The sequence below is a fragment of the Candidatus Poriferisocius sp. genome, from assembly GCF_965202595.1.
GTDB lineage: Bacteria > Actinomycetota > Acidimicrobiia > Acidimicrobiales > Bin134 > Poriferisocius.
In genome coordinates, this window is sequence record NZ_OZ241836.1 from 2590089 (window position 1) to 2608305 (window position 18217).

Annotated in this window: 17 protein-coding genes; 1 reads left to right on the forward strand and 16 read right to left on the reverse strand. The window is 59.0% G+C overall.

The features are described from left to right. Nucleotides 1-31: 31 nt before the first annotated feature. The 11 genes from pstA to ACOGXC_RS11730 all read right to left on the reverse strand — a co-directional run bounded on the left by pstA (nt 32) and on the right by ACOGXC_RS11730 (nt 12397). On the reverse strand, nt 32-1018 hold the full coding sequence (gene pstA / locus ACOGXC_RS11680; protein WP_419918360.1) for a phosphate ABC transporter permease PstA: 987 nt from the start codon (nt 1016-1018) through the stop codon (nt 32-34). A 22-nt stretch (nt 1019-1040) separates the two neighbouring features. Further along, the gene (gene pstC / locus ACOGXC_RS11685) at nt 1041-1985 is read right to left on the reverse strand and encodes a phosphate ABC transporter permease subunit PstC (RefSeq protein WP_419918361.1); all 945 of its coding nucleotides are present in this window, start codon (nt 1983-1985) and stop codon (nt 1041-1043) included. Nucleotides 1986-2084: 99 nt separating this feature from the next. Beyond that, nucleotides 2085-3218, reverse strand: a complete 1134-nt coding sequence (locus ACOGXC_RS11690) for a substrate-binding domain-containing protein (protein WP_419918362.1) — start codon at nt 3216-3218, stop codon at nt 2085-2087. A 138-nt stretch (nt 3219-3356) separates the two neighbouring features. Further along, nucleotides 3357-3785 carry an NUDIX hydrolase gene (locus ACOGXC_RS11695; RefSeq protein WP_419918363.1) on the reverse strand — a complete coding sequence of 143 codons (429 nt, stop codon included), beginning with the start codon at nt 3783-3785 and terminating at the stop codon, nt 3357-3359. A gap of 363 nt (nt 3786-4148) precedes the next feature. Continuing rightward, the gene (locus ACOGXC_RS11700) at nt 4149-4277 is read right to left on the reverse strand and encodes a hypothetical protein (protein WP_419918364.1); all 129 of its coding nucleotides are present in this window, start codon (nt 4275-4277) and stop codon (nt 4149-4151) included. Nucleotides 4278-7555: 3278 nt separating this feature from the next. Beyond that, a complete protein-coding gene (locus ACOGXC_RS11705; RefSeq protein ID WP_419918365.1) occupies nt 7556-7810 on the reverse strand; it encodes a hypothetical protein in 255 nt (84 codons plus the stop codon). Between the two features lie 653 nt (nt 7811-8463). Further along, nucleotides 8464-8907, reverse strand: coding sequence for a hypothetical protein (locus ACOGXC_RS11710; RefSeq protein WP_419918366.1), 444 nt, complete (start codon nt 8905-8907; stop codon nt 8464-8466). Next, nucleotides 8882-9214 (reverse strand): hypothetical protein, encoded by a 333-nt coding sequence (locus tag ACOGXC_RS11715; RefSeq protein WP_419918367.1) that lies wholly within the window; start codon nt 9212-9214, stop codon nt 8882-8884. Before ACOGXC_RS11715 ends, ACOGXC_RS11710 begins: the two co-directional genes overlap by 26 nt. A 355-nt stretch (nt 9215-9569) precedes the next feature. Continuing rightward, nucleotides 9570-9851 carry a hypothetical protein gene (locus ACOGXC_RS11720; RefSeq protein ID WP_419918368.1) on the reverse strand — a complete coding sequence of 94 codons (282 nt, stop codon included), beginning with the start codon at nt 9849-9851 and terminating at the stop codon, nt 9570-9572. Nucleotides 9852-9975: 124 nt separating this feature from the next. Further along, a complete protein-coding gene (gene ppk1 / locus ACOGXC_RS11725) occupies nt 9976-12042 on the reverse strand; it encodes a polyphosphate kinase 1 (protein ID WP_419918369.1) in 2067 nt (688 codons plus the stop codon). A gap of 55 nt (nt 12043-12097) precedes the next feature. Continuing rightward, nucleotides 12098-12397: a hypothetical protein gene (locus ACOGXC_RS11730; RefSeq protein WP_419918370.1), complete on the reverse strand. Its 300-nt coding sequence runs from the start codon at nt 12395-12397 to the stop codon at nt 12098-12100. A gap of 179 nt (nt 12398-12576) precedes the next feature. On the opposite strand from ACOGXC_RS11730, the gene ACOGXC_RS11735 reads away from it, so the two are divergent. Further along, entirely contained in the window at nt 12577-12801 is a 225-nt protein-coding gene (locus tag ACOGXC_RS11735; protein ID WP_419918371.1) for a WhiB family transcriptional regulator, read from the forward strand. A gap of 22 nt (nt 12802-12823) precedes the next feature. On the opposite strand, the gene ACOGXC_RS11740 is transcribed toward ACOGXC_RS11735, so the two are convergent. From ACOGXC_RS11740 to ACOGXC_RS11760, 5 genes are all read right to left on the reverse strand, one after another. Next, the gene (locus tag ACOGXC_RS11740) at nt 12824-13735 is read right to left on the reverse strand and encodes a sugar phosphate isomerase/epimerase family protein (protein ID WP_419918372.1); all 912 of its coding nucleotides are present in this window, start codon (nt 13733-13735) and stop codon (nt 12824-12826) included. 21 nt (nt 13736-13756) lie between these two features. Further along, nucleotides 13757-13924 carry a Sec-independent protein translocase subunit TatA/TatB gene (locus ACOGXC_RS11745; protein WP_419918373.1) on the reverse strand — a complete coding sequence of 56 codons (168 nt, stop codon included), beginning with the start codon at nt 13922-13924 and terminating at the stop codon, nt 13757-13759. Between the two features lie 91 nt (nt 13925-14015). Continuing rightward, nucleotides 14016-14333 carry a WhiB family transcriptional regulator gene (locus tag ACOGXC_RS11750; protein WP_419918374.1) on the reverse strand — a complete coding sequence of 106 codons (318 nt, stop codon included), beginning with the start codon at nt 14331-14333 and terminating at the stop codon, nt 14016-14018. 209 nt (nt 14334-14542) lie between these two features. Further along, a complete protein-coding gene (locus tag ACOGXC_RS11755; protein ID WP_419918375.1) occupies nt 14543-16615 on the reverse strand; it encodes a hypothetical protein in 2073 nt (690 codons plus the stop codon). Between the two features lie 106 nt (nt 16616-16721). Beyond that, the gene (locus ACOGXC_RS11760) at nt 16722-18131 is read right to left on the reverse strand and encodes a magnesium chelatase (protein ID WP_419918376.1); all 1410 of its coding nucleotides are present in this window, start codon (nt 18129-18131) and stop codon (nt 16722-16724) included. Between the last annotated feature and the right edge of the window lie 86 nt (nt 18132-18217).

Below are 18217 nucleotides of genomic sequence, written 5' to 3' on the forward strand. Positions count from 1 at the left end.
TAGTGGTTTGCTCATGCATTGTTTCCACAAATCAACCTCTTTTGTTCTCGAAATGGTTGCGCATCAAGATGGCTGTCGCATTCATCAGAACAACGAAAACCAACAGCACCACGATGGCGGCTGCGGCCGCTTCGGCAAATCCCGGGTCTCGGCCTGAGTTCTGCACCCACTCGACGATGATAACCGGCATGGCCATGAAATGCTTTGCGTTGATGGCGCTGAGGTCGAAAAAGCTCGGATTGGTCCCCAACCGGCCGGTGACCGCGCCGACGAGAAGCAGTGGTGCGGCCTCTCCGATGCCTCGGGACATGGACAGCAGTGTCCCGGTGAGTATGCCGGGAGCGGCGTAGGGCAGAACCTGGCTGCGAATCATGGTCCATTTGGTGGCTCCGACACCGTAGGCACCCTCCTTGAGCCCCTGGGGTACGGCCCGAATGGCCTCCTGGGCGGTGATGATAACGATGGGCAATACCAGGATGGCCAGGGTGATGCCCGCGGAGGCTATGGACTTGCCCCCGGTGACACCTTCCAGGTGCTTCACGAACAGGAACAGCCCGAGCAGACCGTAGACAACCGAGGGCACCCCGGCCAGGTTGCGAATGTTCAACTCTATGAACCGAGTGAAGCGATTCCGGGGGGCGTACTCCTCCAGCCAGATCGCGGCACCGATGCCGATGGGAAAGGCCAGGACCGCCACGAACACCGCAATCCAGAACGTGCCCACCAAAGCCTGATGCACCCCCAGTTGGGGGTCGTCGGACAGGGATCGCATGGTGCCGTTCAAAAAACCACCGGGTCTGCCGGTGAGGATGCCCCAGCCGTCCACAACCACGTCAACCACCAGCACGCCGAGAACGAACAGCGACACCAGCAGGGTCAGCAGCAGGCTGATCCGGAAGGCGCGGCCCCTCACATCCCGGGAACGGCGCTCCATGGCCAGCACCATCTTCTTGCTGGTGCGCTCGCCAACGACCCTGCCGGCGGCCATCAGCAGGTACCGGGCCTTCCTGGAACCCACCTGGTGGGATCGCCAACAACCATCAGTACTGCTCCCTCACCCGGCTGACGAACCGGTCGGCCACCAGGTTCAGGCCGAAGGTGATCAGGAACAGCACCAGACCCACGAAGAAAAGGCTCTGGAAGGTAAGGCCCTCACCCACCACGTTGTCGGTACCCCGAGCCAAAGAGGCCATACCCGCGGTCATGGTGAGGCTGGAGTCGGTGATGCTGTGGGTGTAGGTGGCGGTCTGGGCCGCACCCCCGGCCAGGAACACCACCATGGTCTCGCCCAGAGCTCGGGAGACGGCCACGATGAACGAAGCCACCAATCCCGAGATCGCCGCGGGCAGCACCACCCGGATGGTGGTGGTGATCTTGCGGGCCCCCAACCCCGAGGAGGCCTCCCGCAGCGACATGGGCACCGCCTTCATGGCGTCCTCGGAGATGGATGCCACCAGCGGAATGGTGAGCACCCCGACACCGATACCGGCAGCCAGCAAAGATCCGGCAGAAGGTCCGTCGAAGAGCTTCGCCACCACGTTGGGGGCGATCCAATCCAGGGCGAAGAAGCCGAGCACCACACTGGGGATGCCGGCCAGGATCTCCAGGATGGGTTTGAGTGTTCGGCGAACCCCGCGGCGGGCGTACTCCGACAGGAAGATCGCCGCTCCCAACCCCAGCGGGATGGCCACCACCATGGCGATGCCGGTAACCAGCAGGCTGGCGACAACCAGGGTCTTGATGTCGTAGATGCCGCGACGGGGAAACCAGCCGATGTCCCAGACGGACCCCCAGTCCACCTCAACCATGAACGTCCAGGCCTCGGAGAAGAGCGACCAGATGATCAGGGCGGAGATGAGCACCGACACCATCGCGGTGGCCCCCAGGGAGGTGCGAACCAACCGCTCCTTGCGGGCCTGCCGGGGGTTCGCTCTCAACTCCTCGATGGAGAACCCTCCGGCAGGGTCGGCCTTCGTATCAGCCACAGCCACAAGCTAGTTCGTGCGGAAAGCTGACTCGTGCTGGAGCAAGCTAGTTCGTACCGGCCGGCTATTTGCGCCCGCGGTTTGCCCTAGCGGCTCGCCCTAGCGGCTCGCCCAGGCGTTTCTGGTCTCGTTCTTGGCGCTTTCGGTGAGGTTCACGTACTTCACGGCGCTGACTGCGATACCAAGACCCTGCTCACTCATGTGAAAGTCCACATATGCAGTAACCGCCGGGTTGGCCTCAGCCTTGGCCTTGTTCACGTAGATGTACAAAGACCGCGACACCGGATACTCACCCGACGCGATGGAAACGGGAGTGGCACTCACACAACCATCACCACCATCAACCTGCACAAACTTCACACCCCGGGCATTGGTCGCAAACGCGAACCCAACCCAACCCAAGCTGGTGTCACTCGACTGGATACCCTGAATAATCACATTGTCATCAGCGTTGGCGTTGTAATCAGGACGGGTAGTGGCATCCTGACCCCGCTCATCGGCAATGTCCTCCAACACGATCTCGATGAAGCTGTCGAACGTACCCGACTCCTCACCAGGACCGTAAATGTCAAGAGAAGCATCCGGCATCACAGAATCGGAACCCAACTCCGAAGCCAGAGCCTGAGCATCCGACCATTTACCAAACCCAGTGGACTCAGGGCCTACCAAACTATAAACATCAGCAAAGTTCACACACTCCACCGGATTGTTCTCATTGGTCATAACCGCAATACCGTCGATACCCACCCGCAACTCGACATACTCGATACCAGCCTCAGCACAAGCCTCAGCCTCACTGTCCTTGATCTGGCGAGAAGCATTTGAAATGTCGGTCTTGCCCTCACAGAACAACTTGAACCCATCACCAGTGCCCGGCCCATCAACCGTCACGGCCACGTCGGGCTGCACATCCTCAAACAACTCAGCAACCCGAACCGAAATCGGCTCCACCGTAGAAGAACCCGAAATCGTAACCGACCCCGAAACCGGTGCCTGCCCACCAGCGGGCTGCTCCATCGGTTCCGAACCGGCATCGCCGCCGGGCTGCTCCATCGGTTCCGAACCGGCATCGCCGCCGGGCTGCTCCATCGGTTCCGAACCGGCATCGCCGCCGGGCTGCTCCATCGGTTCCGAACCGGCATCGCCATCATCTTCGTTGCCGCAAGCAGCCGTGAGGAGCGCAAAGGACACCAGCAACCCGATTACCAGGACGGGCAGTTTACGTAATCTCAATTTATCCTCCTTGGATGCACGCCGGACACACCGACCGGCGACTTGGATCACCCAAAGGTTAGGAGGGGCTGGTTGACGTAATACAGAGATTGCTTGAACAGGGGGTGAACTGAAGCGAAACCTTTGAAGCCGCCGGGCTCAGACCAGCATGCCGGCACCGGCAAGCGCCAGGAATGCGCTCACCGTCTCGAGATCGCGCCGGTTGGTGAAGTAGTTCAACGACTCCACCAGAGGTACCCAGGCCACAGCGTCCACCTCCGCGTTGGGAGTAAAGCTGCCGCTTATCACGTCCATCTCCCAGTAGTGGACCTGGCGGGCCCGTCCCCGTCGATCAACGTAGTCCACCATGCCCAGTGCCCGTCCCAGCTCACATATGAGCCCGGTTTCCTCGTACACCTCGCGCAAGGCGCACTCGGGCAGGCTCTCACCCGGTTTCTGCTTACCCGCCGGTAACGACCAGTCGCTGTGCTTGGGCCTATGGACCATCAACACCTCCAACTCGCCGTCGTTGTGCCGGGTTATCAGACCCCCACCGCCGAGCACGACTGCCACTTTTTCAAACTGCACGATTTACAACGGTAGGACTTGGATACAACAAGAATGCGGATACCCAGGCCAAAGAGAAATAGCGTCACCGTATGTATTGCCGGTATTGGGGGCTTCGAGGATCAACCATAGGCCCGGTTTCACCTCCCAGAGGTCGAGCACGGGATCATCCTCGGCGGCCAGAGCCGAGAATGTGTCCACCGCTCGGCGGCGGTTCTCGCGGTGGGCGGCCAGGGCGAGTGTCCGGGCGAGGTCGTCTGCGGTATAGGTTCGGCTGACGGCCCGTGTGAGTAGGTCTCGGCGCGGGCCCGCTCGCTCGCACCCAACCTCTGTGCCATACTAGAACACCTCCACCGGTGGATCGCCAATGTTTCTGATCGACCATCATGGCCGACCCGTCGCGATCACCGGTTGAGCCTTCCGTGCCTCGGCCACCACCTCGGCCAACCCAACCAACGCCTCCTGTAGCGACGGCAAACCCTCAGCGCCCAAAGCATCCCGCAACAAAGTCAAACCCTCAACCAACCCTGCCTCAGAAGCAAGAACCTAACCAGGTGGGGAACAAGTAAAGCGGATACTCCTAGTAGACCACTCAGAAGAAGGAATACCAGAAGCCCGGGCTTGAACCTCGAACTGATAAGTACCCCTCACCGTTCGAGGAAACAAAGTCGAAGTGCCAGTCAAACCAGTTTTAGACAAACCCGAACCCAACGCATCGCGAACAGCATAACTCCGAGTCCTACTATCCCCACTACGCCACTCAACCAACACATTCACCGTACCCGGCCTACTACTAGAAGTACAATCAACACGATAAACAGAAGGAGTCCCCAACCGTGCAGGAACCGCAGTAGCAGTAGGAGCCGGTATAGGCGTAGCAGTAGCAGTAGGAGCCGGTGTGGGTGTGGGGACATTACAAGTAGTCGTGCCACTCCAACCAGACCAACGCGAACTATCCAAATCATCAGCATGACCCCGAACCCTAAACTGATAACTACCGTTCACACTCCGAGAAAATGTAACCGAAGTACCAATCAAACCAGTCCTGGACAAACCCGACTGGCGGCGCTCCGAAACAGAATAACGCTCAATCCTACTATCCCCACTACCCCAACTAACAACCACATCCACCCTCCCAGCCCTCGAACTAGCAGCACAACTAACCCTCACATTAGAAGGAGTCCCCAACCGCGCAGGCGCAGCCGGAGTAGCAGTAGGTGTGGGGGTAGCAGTAGGCGTGGGAGCGGGAGTACGGGTGGGAACATTACAAGTAACATGAGCATTAGTATTATCCTGAGAAGACCAATGCGACCATTTCCCCAAAGACCTGGAATACCCGGCAACCAATATACGATAAGTACCGTTCACAGTCCGAGGAAACACAGCCCTAGTAACACCCACAACTGTCTTGGCCATCCCGGGAGCACGATCAAAATCCCTCACACTGTACTTCGAGGTAACACCCGTCGGGTCAGCATCCCAACTAACAACAATGTTCACCCTACCAGCCGACCCAGCCGAACAACTAGCCCTCACATTAGAAGGCACAGACACCGTCGTAGGAACAGCAGGTGGAGTACAGGTAATACGGGCACTCCTGGAAGACCACTGCGAAGAAGGTATACCGGCGGCCCGGGCCTGAACCTCGAACTGATAGGTTCCTTTCACTGTTCGAGGAAACACCGCCGTAGTACCAGTCAAACCGCTCCGAGACAAACCCGAACCCAACGCTTCGCGTACAGCGAAACTCCGAGTTCTGAGATCACCGCTCAGCCACCTAACAACCACATTTACAGTACCCGGTGTACTACTAGAAACACAATCAACACCAGAAACAAAAGGCACCCCCAACGGCGAAGCCGTAGGAGCATTACAAGTCTTAACCGGGCTGTAAGAAGACCAACCCGACCAACCCAACCCAGACTTAGAAGAATACCCGCGAACCTTGAAACTATACCTACCGTTCCCCGTCCTAACAAAAGTAGCCGTAGTAGCACCGACCACAGTCTTAGACAACCCATTAACAAACGTCGGCACCTCCGACGCTTTCACCTCATAATGCTCAGTCCTACCCGTCGAGTCAGCATCCCACTCAACAATAACACTAACAACACCAGCCCTACCCTTAATCCCACCAGCATAACACCTAACAGATACATCAGAAGGAACCACCATCGGCCTACTATCAGAACAAGTAACACTACTCGAACTAACCGAAGCCGAATACCTAACACCACCAGACACAATACTTCTACTTCTCACTTCAGCCATATAAGTAACACCAGGAGACACAGTAGTAGTGGTAGTAGCAGTAGTGGGAGACCCTTTACTAACAATAGAAGTAGCATGTAGCGTCTTACTAGACCCTCTAAACACCTTAACCTCATAAGAAGTAATCCCACTAGCAGGCCTCCAACTAACACTCAAAGTACCACCATCAGCCGAACAACTAACCGAAACACTAGAAGGCAAAGGCACAGGCGGGGGAGTAGGTCTAGAAGAAAGAGCATCACCCCAATGCTTGCACCCATAAGCAACAGCTGCGGCTGAACCGATACCTGCAAGGGTTCCAAGACCACCGCCTGCAGCACCTGCACTAATCATCGTTGTTAGTTGTGAAAGAGCTTTTCTTTTCGCTGCTTGATTAACAATAAATCCCGCTCCTCCCATAGTTCCGCCGCCAACAGTTCCCCCAATTGTCTTTGGGGTATGTTCCCAACAAATAACTATGTACAGATGAGGGGCTCCATTTTTAATGTATTTAATACCTTCCTTATATAAATCAAATACAGGGTTCGGTGACCCAGTATAAATTGCTGCTCCAACACTCCTAATAGTCTTCGTTAGTGCTGTAGTAGCAACTTTAGCTAGATTTTTAAGGTACTCAGCTAATGTTAAACCTTCAGGAAACACTGGTTTATAACAAGGATGGGTGGCATCTATTCTTTCCCAATAGTAAGCCTCTGACGTGCTCTTTCGGGTTCTTATGGGAACTAAAGGAACTACTGGCCCAACAGGACTAGGGATTGAAGGATAACTTGAGATTGTAATGGATTGAGGGAATGGTTGTTTATAATATCCGCTTTTACAGTCATGAGGATCATGAGTGGTAACGGTTGTTGTCCCAGTCTTTTCTTGTATAGTGGTAGTGCCTGTTTGTCTCCGTACCTTTTGCTTTGATATCACGGTATAGTTATTGGGGGGAGGGTCGGTAACCTTACGATACCGGGTCTCAGTCCGATACGTTGTTTCTGTGAAGCCAACGGTAACTGTGGAGGTATACAACCATTTCCCAGTAGCAGTAGACAAAGGAAAAAACCTTTTAGAAGGATACTTATAAGTACCCCAGGTATTACCAACGCGTGGTTGTAAAGCAATCTCAACCCTACTATTCGCCGTCTTACGAGCAGCTATACGAACCGTAGCATTACCAAAACTGATCGAAGCGCTATGCAACCATTTCCCAGTGGCAGTAGACAAAGGGAAAAACCGAGTAACAGGATACTGACGGTCACCCCAGGAAACAATAAGAGCAACTGCAATACGCTCCTGTAACGCTAACTCAACCCTACTATTCGCCGTCTTACGAGCAGCCATACGGAAACTCAAAGAACCAGGTGTATAATTAGGAACCCTTACAGTTTCTTTCCAAAAATCCTCATAAACAGGAACTACCTTATCCTTATAAACAATCTCAGTCCTAGTCTCAGGGTCATGCGCCAACACAACCTTCGGAGCAACCGAAACCAACAACCCAGCAACAACAACAAACACCAACGGTCTTCTCATAGCTACTCCTTTATTCTCCAGTACTGCCATACAACATAAGCAATAGCAACCACGAGCATACCTATAAAAACAACAAGATATTTTATCCAACCCTCAACTAAAGAATGCGCAAAAGTTATAGGCATTATCATTGCTGTCCCAAATGCCCATAACTTCCAAAAACTGAGTGGTCGGTCTTTACGGGCTTCGGTAGTACTTGGGGTGGATGCGGTGCCCTCGGTCGAGGTCATCGGGTCGGGGTGGTGCGGGGTGGTCATGGGGCCGATGGTAGCCGGGTGGGGTGGTGTTGTCATTTGGTGGCCCCCTTCAGAGGGCCGGGGCTGAATATCTGTCAAGTGAGACTGCCGAGGGCCGCCGCTGAACGCTGCCTGAGGGCCGCTAGACAACCGGCCCCCACCCCTTTGCCCGCTGAGAAGCGAGACACCGCTACAGGCCCGTTCCTGCCTGTTTGAGAGGCTTTGGCCGCCGATGCCCGCTGGGGCTAGCAAGGGCCGGGCCGATGGTTTGCAAACTCCGAGACGATACAGGGTCTGGGCCGCCCAGCACGGCTCACCAGTCTCCAGGAGCCACCAACGGGCCACCAGTGGTGTAGGAATGCTTCTCAGCGGCTGGCCGAGGACGAAGGCCCGGGTTTGTGTACGGTTCAGGTGCTAAAGGGTGCTTGGGTGAGGCCCAAAGCCCACAACTCGCCTCTCAGCGGCCCAGATACTGCCTGTGGGGCCGGTTCGAGACCTACCAGTGTCCAGAGTGCTCTAAACGGTACAGAGCCGCCCAGAACCTCAAGCCGAGGCCTGTGGGGTACTCAAGCGGTCGAGGTACGGCCCCACAGCATCAAAGTTCAAGTAATCGGGTTTGGCATCAGCCACCAACTCGCTCAACGGCCCGCCCACTATCCAACGCCAACCCTCCACTAACCCGGCCACCGCCCCAACCTCAGGCAACGACCCCAACAAACCCGAGTTTCTGTGAAGCCAACGGTAACTGTGGAGGTATACAACCATTTCCCAGTGGCAGTAGACAAAGGGAAAAACCGGGTAACAGGATACTGACGGTCACCCCAGGAAACAATAAGATCAACTGCAATACGCTCCTGTAACGCTAACTCAACCCTACTATTTGCCGTCTTACAAGCAGCCATACGGAAACTCAAAGAACCAGGTGTATAATTAGGAACTCTTACAGTTTCTTTCCAAAAATCCTCATAAACAAGAACTACCCTATCCTCATAAACAGCCGGAATGGTTACAGTTTGAGTCTCCGGATCATGCGCTAACACAACCTTAGGAGCAACCGAAGCTAACAACCCAGCAACAACAACCTTCTCATACTCATAAACTCCTACCCACTTGGTCATCTCTTACCCTCACCCTACGCCTGTATTTGCTAAAACACCGGTGAAACAAAACAAACACTTGAAGCATCAAAGCAAGCGAAATGCAAAACAGTAAAAACTGTAATATCAATTCAATAGGCTTACTTGCTTCAACTACATCTACAAGTTCTAGCGGAAAACCCACTATTAAAATAGCTAGTATCCACTCAAAAGCCCTCAGGTCATTGATGGTTATCTTGTATTGAGTAGAAGCAGCCGAGGCGACATCCTCGGTTGAGGTTGTTGGCGATGCGGTGTTGTCCGGGGTGGGGTGGTGCGGGGTGGTCATGGGGTCGATGGTAGCCGGGTGGGGTGTTGTTGTCATTTGGTGGCCCCCTTCAGACTGGCGTTGAGCTTCAGTTCATAGGAGCGTCGCGGTCAGGGCCGAAGGGAGCCATGAGGTGAACCCCAGAACGACTTTTGATCCCGACCACGAGGCATATACCCCAGCGATACTCCTATGAACGCTGGGGAGGTCAGGGGGTGGGCCGCCGGTTCGCAAACTTCGAGGCGATACGGGGCCTGTCCTGCCCAGCACGGCTCCACAGTCTCCGAGGGGCTGCCTGGGGGTGTGGGGTGGCTCTCAGTGTTTCACGGGGCCTGGGCTTCGAGGATGGCCGGTTTACGGTTCGAGGGGGGGTACTTCAGTGAGGCCCGAACCCCGTAACGGGCCGCTCAGCGAACGGGATCGGCTCTGTGGTGGTCGGTTCGGGGCCTGTACGGTTCAGGTGCCCCCAGCGGCCCTGTGGTGGTTCAGGGCTCTCGCTCGCTTGATCCTCGACCATGACGGAAAAGCCGAACGCTTCAACCGCAGCCTCACCAACGAGTTCTTCCACAACCACGAATTCACATCGCAAACCCACCACCGAAACCAACTCCAACACTCGACCCACCACTACAATCACCACCGCCACCCCCGACAGCACACCCGCACACAACCTCCATAAGGGGGTGCGCGGATAGGCAGGATGTAGTCTGATTTTTCGGCTGATTTGTTGGGATTGGGCCGCTTTCATACTACCTATCCGCGTGTGCTCTAAGGGTTACGCCCTAGGAAGCGGCTTGCACAGCCAGTTGCTCGAAAGCGCTGTGGGCTTCGAAACCCACTCGGTTCGCGACCCGGCACCAGGTACCGTCAGCCATCAAATCCCAAGCCAGCACATCATCGGTGAGATTGATCTCCAGGATTTGGTCGAGCTGCCGGCGCAGGTCCGGATCGATCACCTCAACCAATGCCTCTATCCGGCGGTTCAGATTGCGGGGCATGAGATCGGCCGAGCCTATGTAGTAGGCCGGGACACCGACCCCCTCCCCGTTGCCGAAGTAGTAGATGCGGCTGTGCTCCAGGTAACGCCCGATGAGGGAGCGAACCCGGATGGTGTCGGACATACTGGGCACCCCGGGCCGCAGGCAGCAGATGGCCCGAACGATGAGGTCGATTTCAACCCCGGCTCGGGATGCCTCGTAAAGAGCTTCGATCATGGCGGAGTCGGCCAGGCTGTTCATTTTGATGATGATCCGGCCCTCGGCCCCCCGGGTGGTCTCGTTCTCGATCAACTCCAATATCTTCGGGCGCAGGCTCTGGGGCGCAGGTACCAGGCGACGGAACTCGATATCGCGCCCATAGCCGGTCAACGAGTTGAAAAGCTGAGTCAGGTCCACCCCGATCTCGGGATCGGTGGTGAACAGACCCAGATCGGTGTACACCCGAGCGGTGATGGAGTTGTAGTTTCCGGTACCGATGTGGCAGTAGCGGCGCACGCCGTCGGCCTCCTCCCTAACCACCAGGCAGGTCTTGGCGTGAACCTTGAGTCCAACCAGGCCATAGGCCACATGAACACCGGCTTGCTCCAGGCGGCGGGCCCACTCGATATTGGCCTCCTCATCAAAACGGGCCTTCAACTCGACCACCACCGCCACCTGCTTGCCGCTCTCCGCCGCCCGTATGAGCGACTGGACGATGGGGCTGTCTCCCGATGTTCGGTACAGGGTCAGCTTTATGGCCAGAACCTGGGGATCGTTGGCCGCCTGCCAGATGAACTCCTGCACGGTGGCGGTGAAGGAGTCGTAGGGATGATGCACCAGGATGTCACCCTCCCGGATCCGGGTGAACAGGTTGACCGCCTGGTCGCCCGGCACACCCGAGGGCAGGGGGTTGACCGGTTTCCAGACGGGGTTCTTGAGGCCGGGACGATCCAGGGCGTGCAGATCCCGTAGGCTGGACAGCTCCAGCAGGGTGTCCGATTCGTAGACATCCTCACGCTCGATATCAAGTTCGTCGATCAGCAGGTTGCGGATCTCCGAGGAAACCAGGTGTTCCACCTCCAGGCGGACCACGCTGCGGAACCGGCGACGGCGCAGCTCCAGCTCCACTGCGGCCAGCAAGTCCTGAGCCTCGCCCTCGTCCACCGCCAGGTCGGCGTTGCGGGTCACCCGGAAGGCCACCGTCTCGGTGATTTCGAGGCCCGGGAACAGGGTTGGCAGATGGGCGGTCACAACCTGTTCAACGGGTACGAACCGGGTCTCACCGGGAAGCCGGAGAAAGCGGCCGAAAGTGGCCGGAACCTTGAGGCGAGCAAACCTCTGGTGACCGTCAACCGGATCCACCATCAGCACGCCCAGGCTCAATGAGAGGTTGGAGATGTAGGGGAACGGATGACCGAGATCCACGGCGAGCGGTGTCAACACCGGGTAGATACGGTTGTCGAACTCGCCGGAGAGGTACTTGCGATCCTCGCCGTCGAGGTCGTCCCAGTCCAGAATCTCGATGCCGGCATCCGCCAAACCTGCCATCTGCTTATCGAGGCAGGCTGCCGCCCTATCCATCTGGGCATCCACCGCCACCCGTATCTCGTGCATCTGCTGGGTGGCGGTGCGACCGTCGGGAGTTGTGCCGGTGAACTGACCGGCGATCTGGTCCTTGAGGCCGGCCACCCGGACCTGGAAGAACTCGTCCAGGTTGGAGTACCAGATGGCGCAGAACTTGACCCTCTCCAGCAGGGGCACCGATGGATCCTCGGCCTGGGCCAGCACCCTGCTGTTGAACTCCAGCCAGGAAAGCTCGCGGTTGATGAAACGTCCGGAATCAGCCTCGATGTCGATCAACTCGGAGGCCATAACGGGTCACCTTGGCCCTTACCCCTCGTTGATGTCGCCAATTCCGCTTTCCCCCCTACCCCTCGTTGGCGTCGCCAATTCCGCTTTCCTCCTCCTCGTCGTATCCCAAGTCCCAGTCGATGAGCAGGTTCTCCCGGTCGGCATCCCTGATGATCCTCTCCCGGTTCCGGCGGAACTGCGGATCGTGGGGGGGAAGCAAAAGCAAGCGGGCCTGAGCTCGAGCCTTGAACTGCTCGATCATCCCCTTATCGCCGAAATCGGACACAAAATCCCAGTGCGGAGCCACAGGACCCAGATAAACCACCCTGACGTGCCCAACAGGCGGTTCGGGTTGGGTTTCCATGGTATCGGTCATCGCGTTGCTCCTGTGGAAAATGGGGCGGGGACATTGTGCCACATCGGGGGGCACCCTGAACATTCGCTCCATCCAGGGATCGAATATCGAGGGATCGAAATGTGCCGGGCCCGGGAACCACTGGTCGGGTTGGGGCGTCTTAAAGGGTAAAAGTCGGTACGTAACCCATGGAGGTGCACATGAGCAGGAGTTGGATGGCCTACGGAAAGTGCGCCGGGAAATCGACCCGAGATTTCTTTCCCAGCACCGGCCTCGGAGTGGAAAAGGCCCGGAAAGTATGCCAGGAGTGCCTGGTGCAGGAGGCTTGCCTAAACTATGCCCTGAGCAACCGCATCAGGTACGGCGTTTGGGGGGGACGCTCCGAGCGTGAGCGCCGTCGCCTGCTCCGCCGATCAGCAGCCTGAACGCCGTCGCCTCCTGCGCCGATCAGCAGCCTGAACGCCGTTGGGTCCGGCCCAGCACCGAGCGGGTGGCGGCCAGAACCTGGGAGGCCATGATCTGGGGGCCGGCTTGGGCCAGGGTGCTGCTGAAGACCTCGGGAAACCAGATGGGAGAGGCACCGGAATCGGAGATGATGCCGATCACCTCGGCAAAATCGACCGCCCCCTCACCGGGTAGGAGTCGGGCGGTCATGGTCTCGGTGGCCATGTCCATGCCGCCGGGAGGCTCAGCCGGCGCATCGCAGAGCTGAACCACCCGTAGCATCCCGGAGGGGATCCGCCCCAGCCGATCGGGGTCGGGACCACCGGGCTGGCGGAGCCAGTGCCACGTGTCCACCATGATGCCGCTGTTGTCGCAATCCGCTCGTTCGATGATCTCCCACGCGGTGGCCAGGTTGGCAATACCCGTCCAGGGCAGGAACTCCATGCTCACCCCCAGCCCGGCGTCGGCCGCAGCCCGACACAGCGTTCGGAAGCGGGTGGCAACCTCGCCCATGGGGGGCAGCGTGGGCTCCATGGTGACCGCCACCAGCTCCCGGCCTCCCACTGCCGTCGCGTAGGAAACCAGGTTGGAAACTTCGGCGGCAGCCGCATCCCGATCAGGGTTCAACCAGCCGAAGGCGGCTTCGGCCACCGGATGAGTGAGGTGGAGTTCTTCCAACCGATCCACCAGCCACGGCACATCCACTCCGGCCATTCCCAGGTTGAACGGCCAAACGCTGACCCCGGTGTAACCCGCGGCAGCCGTTGCGACCAGGGAGGAGTCCAGCTCGTCAAAGGACAAGCCGAAGGGATCCACCGACAGCGTGGCCAGTGACATAACCAGCTCTTCGGGCGGTGAGGTTTCGCTCATCTCCTCGGACGGCAGCGTTTCGCTCCTGTCGCTCGTGTCGCTCATGGGCCCGTAAGGGGGAGGAGATCAGGTGTCGGTGGTTTTCTCCTCGGGCTTCGACCCATCGATGACACCCTGCTTGAACTCCTTCTGGGCCTGGCCCAGCGAGCGGGCCAGCTTGGGAAGCTTGGCCCCACCGAACAGCAGCAGCAGGATGATGAGGATGATGATCAGCTCCGGCGGCCCAATATTCATGATCCCAGGCTACCCCGAAACCGCCGCGGTGGTGTAAGCGAAGTGCCCCGAAACCGCCGCGGTGGTCGTACAGGCCGGGGGCCTGTCCGGGTCATGCCCCCGGGCTGTCGGCCACCGCGGTCCTCGGCTCCCGCACCCGGGTAAGCCCCCGGGCCCGGCGGACACGGCGCCGTTCCCGCTCGCTCATACCCCCCCATATGCCGAACTTCTCGCCGTTCACGATCGCGTACTCCAGGCATTCCTCCCGTACCACGCAGGCCCGGCACACCTCCTTGGCCTCCCGGGTGGATGCACCCCTCTCCGGAAAGAAGAGATCGGGATCCACCCCCAAGCAGTTGGCCAGGTCCTGCCAGGCTCGATCACCCCCATGTGCCTCCGGCTGCTCAGCATTGATCTGCACCAGTCCCATTACGACCTCCCGGTCCCCAGCGCCCCGAAAACCCTGGCCCCCGGTGCTGTCCGGCCGGCTGGCCGGCAACAACGGTGGAAACCAAAGTTCCGTGACTTACGGGCTTGTAATTTCAGTAATGTAACCTTGACACGCAACCGCAACAAACGCAAGAGAAAAAAATTTTCGAGCCGGAGATGCCTCGAAAAATGTCTTGGGAGTGGCGGGGATCAGCGGTGGCGGCTGCTCAGCAGCTTCCGCTTGTGCTCCACGAAGTCCACCAGCACGTAGTCGCCCAGGGTCTCCGGAGTGGTGAAGAAGGCCCGACCCCCGTTCATCCTGGAGATCTGCTCGATGAAGCTGGTGAGGTAGGAGGTGGCATCCAGCATGAACGTGTTGATGCGGATGCCTTCCCGGGTGGCTCGCATAACCTGCTCGAGGGTTCTGTCCACCGTCTCCCGGGTCGGGGGGTAGGAGAAGAAGGGCCGCCCGTACTCGTCCACGTGAGCGGTGGGCTCGCCGTCGGTGACCATGATGATCTGCTTCGTACCGCTGTGGTGGGCCAGCATCTGCCGGGCCAGCATGAACCCGTGCTGCATGTTGGTGCCGTAAACGAAGTCCCACGACACCTCGGGAAGCTGCTCGGGCTTGACCTCCCGAGCGATCTCGCTGAAACCCACTATGCCCAAAAAGTCGTGGGGGTACTGCGAACCGATGAGCGAGTACAGGGCCATGGCCACCTTCTTGGCCGGCAGGAAGTTGTCCCTCATCGGCATGGACAGGGATAGGTCCAGCATGAGCACGGTGGCGGACCGGACGATGTTCTCGGTGCGCTCCACCTCGAAGTCATCGGATGACAACCTCACCGGAACACCGCCCCCGGTGCGGCGGATGGCATTGCGAATGGTCCGCTGGATGTCCAGGTTGAAGGGATCGCCGAACTCGTAGGGTTTGGTGTGATACTCCCGTTCATGGCCCGCACCGAACATCTCCACGGAATGCCTACCCACCCGATCCTGCTGGAGCTTCTTGAACAGGTCGGACAGTGCGTTCTGCCCGATCCGGCGGATCGCCCGGGGGGTGAGCTGCATCCGCCCCTCCCGGTTCTCGATGAGTCCGGCCTCCTCCAGCATCCGGGCCATATCGGCCATGTGCTCCAAACTCCGGGCCGCCTCGTCCCCCACTAGCTCCCGAACCCGGTCGATGTCCACCTCGGCCAGCGCACCGGGGTTATTGACCCCCCGCAGCAGGTTGTCCATCTGGTCCAGATCACCCAGCTCCTGCATCATGCGGGCGGCGGAGGCGAAGTCCAGCGGATCGGACCCGCCGAAATCGTAGGAGTTGTCCCACCCGGCATCGGGAAACATGGCTTGGAGGTTCCTGGAGAGCTGGTCCGCCTGCCAGCGCAGATCCATGTCCTGGAGAAGCTGCTCGGCCAAACCCTGGAGCTGAGCCCGCTGCTCGGGTGTCATCGAGGCCATCATCGAGGCCATGGCCGCCATTCGCCGGGCCATCACCTCAAGCGGCTCGCTCAGCGTCTCGGGGGACTCGGGGAAGAAATCGCCGAAACGCTCCATGAAGCTGTCAAAATCGGACTGCAAGCGCTCGTCCAGCATCCGATTGCGCTCGGAGGGTTCGTGGGCATCGGCCGGGAGCTGCTCGGATTCCATCTGACGCTTCTCCAGGAGCCGGTTCAGCTCGGCCATCATGTCCTTGGCCCGGGCCATGTCCTCGGGTGACAGGTTGTTCATGCCGTCGGTCATTTGGTTGACGTAGCTCTGGAGGAGCTGCTGGCGGAGTTGCTCCACCAGGTCGTCGAATCGCTGCTGAGCCTCGGCCGAGGTGAACTGGTAGTTCTCCAGCTCCCGGATCTGACCAGCCATGTCGGGGGGCAGCATGTCGAGCTTGAACCGGCGCTGGGCCACGTCCTCTTCGGTGATGGCCGCCCGGCGCTCGTCACCCGAGTTGGCCGCGGTCGCAGCCAGCTCGTCCAAAGCATCCCGCTCGGCATCCATCACGTCGCGCAGTTCCTGGGCGATGTCGTCGTAGACCCCACCCAGGTCGTGCTGCTCCAACCGCTCCCGACGCTTTTCGCGGATTTGTTCCAGCAGGTTTCGAAGGCCCTGAACCCGCTGGCCGTCCACATCGAAACCCTGCTGGAGAAGCCGTCGCAGGGCGGCGTTGACATCGCCATGGTAGAGGAGATCGTCGTTCATCCGGGCAAAGAGATCGGATGCGGACAGGTCGAACCCGGTCTGGGTGCCGTCCCAGCGGGAATACGCCACCCGATTGGCGGATCGCAAGCGAGACCTTCGCCATCTCCGGAGCATCCCGACAACCTACTCCCCCGCTCTATCGATCGCGGTAGAATCCTACGTTTCCTCGGGTGGATCGGGGTGGATCAAAAGCTCAGGTTCTGCCCCGGTAGACGGCTGCGCCGGCCAGGGATTCCTTGTTGAGACGCTTGGACAGATGGAGGCCCTCCAACACGAACTCGATCCCGCTGGCCACCAAAGCAGGGTTCTCCAGGTCGCCGGGTTCATAGCCCAGTGCCGTCAACGCACTGGTAAAGGCAGGTACCTCGTCCACCAGGGCGGCGTAGTCGGTGGAGGAGATGTCCTCCCCGGCATCCACCACCCGACCCTCCTCGAAGACCTCGATCACCTCCTGCTGCACATCCACATCCACGGCTTCCCTGAAAGTCTGGCGGACCGCCTCCTTGCGGAGGTTCTCCACGATCTCGGCGTCGCGACCCTCATCCATGGTCTCGATCTCGATCTTGCCCATGGTGGAGGGGGTCAGGGCCTCCAGGTCGGTCACCCGGGGTACGGCCACGGGCTCGCCCGTGCGCAAAGCCCGCCTGATGGCTGCGGCGGCCAGTGTCTCGTAGTTGGACACCGTCAACCGTACCGACACCCCCGAGCGTTGGTTGATATGAGGGTTCTGCCGGGCCATATGGGTGAGATGAACCAGCACCTCACCCATGAAGTCGGGCATGATCACCGGAACATCGGTATCGGGCACCACCGCCTCCTGCTCGGTGATGTCCAACTCAATATCCACATCGGTCGGGTAGTGGGTGCGGATCTGGGCCCCGAATCGGTCCTTGAGCGGGGTGATGATGCGCCCCCGGTTGGTGTAGTCCTCGGGGTTGGCCGAGGCAAACAGCAAGATGTCCAACGGCAGGCGGATCTTGTGCCCCCTGATCTGCACATCCCGCTCTTCCAGCACGTTGAGCAGCCCCACCTGAATACGCTCGGCCAGATCGGGCAGTTCGTTGATGGCGAACACCCCCCGGTTGGTACGAGGCACCAGACCGTAGTGAATGGTGAGCTCGTCGGACAGGTAGCGACCCTCGGCCACCTTGATGGGATCCACCTCACCGATCAGATCGGCAATCGACGTGTCGGGGGTGGCCAGTTTCTCACCGTAACGCTCGCTGCGGTGGACCCAGCTCAGCGGAGTGTCGTCCCCCTCGGCCGCGATCAGGTCCTTGGCGTGCTTGGACACCGGGCGAAACGGGTCGTCGTTCACCTCCGAGCCGGCCACAATGGGGATCCATTCATCCAGGAGATCCAGCACCAGGCGAATCATCCGGGTTTTGGCCTGGCCCCGCTCGCCCAAGAAGATCACGTCATGGCCGGCCAGCAGGGCGACCTCCAACTGGGGGATGACGGTGTTCTCGTAGCCCCAGATTCCGGGGAACAGATCCTCGCCGGCTCGGATACGGCGGACAGCATTGCGGCGGATCTCGTGCTTGACCGGCACCGATTGCCATCCATCGGCCTTGAGTTCGCCCAGCGTGGCGGGTTGCGACATAGCAGTGAAACCTATCTCACCCTTCTAGCGCTGCTCGTCAGTCTATGACTCCTCAAGGCGGGTTGCGACATAGCAGTGAAACCTAT

Excerpts from the sequence above, each read along its gene's own strand:
- ACOGXC_RS11705 (WP_419918365.1), bottom strand. The coding sequence starts at position 7,810 with ATGACCACCCCGCACCACCCCGACCCGATGACCTCGACCGAGGGCACC.
- ACOGXC_RS11710 (WP_419918366.1), bottom strand. The coding sequence starts at position 8,907 with ATGACCAAGTGGGTAGGAGTTTATGAGTATGAGAAGGTTGTTGTTGCT.
- ACOGXC_RS11715 (WP_419918367.1), bottom strand. The coding sequence starts at position 9,214 with ATGACCACCCCGCACCACCCCACCCCGGACAACACCGCATCGCCAACA.
- ppk1 (WP_419918369.1), bottom strand. The coding sequence starts at position 12,042 with ATGGCCTCCGAGTTGATCGACATCGAGGCTGATTCCGGACGTTTCATC.
- ACOGXC_RS11730 (WP_419918370.1), bottom strand. The coding sequence starts at position 12,397 with ATGACCGATACCATGGAAACCCAACCCGAACCGCCTGTTGGGCACGTC.
- ACOGXC_RS11735 (WP_419918371.1), top strand. The coding sequence starts at position 12,577 with ATGAGCAGGAGTTGGATGGCCTACGGAAAGTGCGCCGGGAAATCGACC.
- ACOGXC_RS11740 (WP_419918372.1), bottom strand. The coding sequence starts at position 13,735 with ATGAGCGACACGAGCGACAGGAGCGAAACGCTGCCGTCCGAGGAGATG.
- ACOGXC_RS11745 (WP_419918373.1), bottom strand. The coding sequence starts at position 13,924 with ATGAATATTGGGCCGCCGGAGCTGATCATCATCCTCATCATCCTGCTG.
- ACOGXC_RS11750 (WP_419918374.1), bottom strand. The coding sequence starts at position 14,333 with ATGGGACTGGTGCAGATCAATGCTGAGCAGCCGGAGGCACATGGGGGT.
- ACOGXC_RS11760 (WP_419918376.1), bottom strand. The coding sequence starts at position 18,131 with ATGTCGCAACCCGCCACGCTGGGCGAACTCAAGGCCGATGGATGGCAA.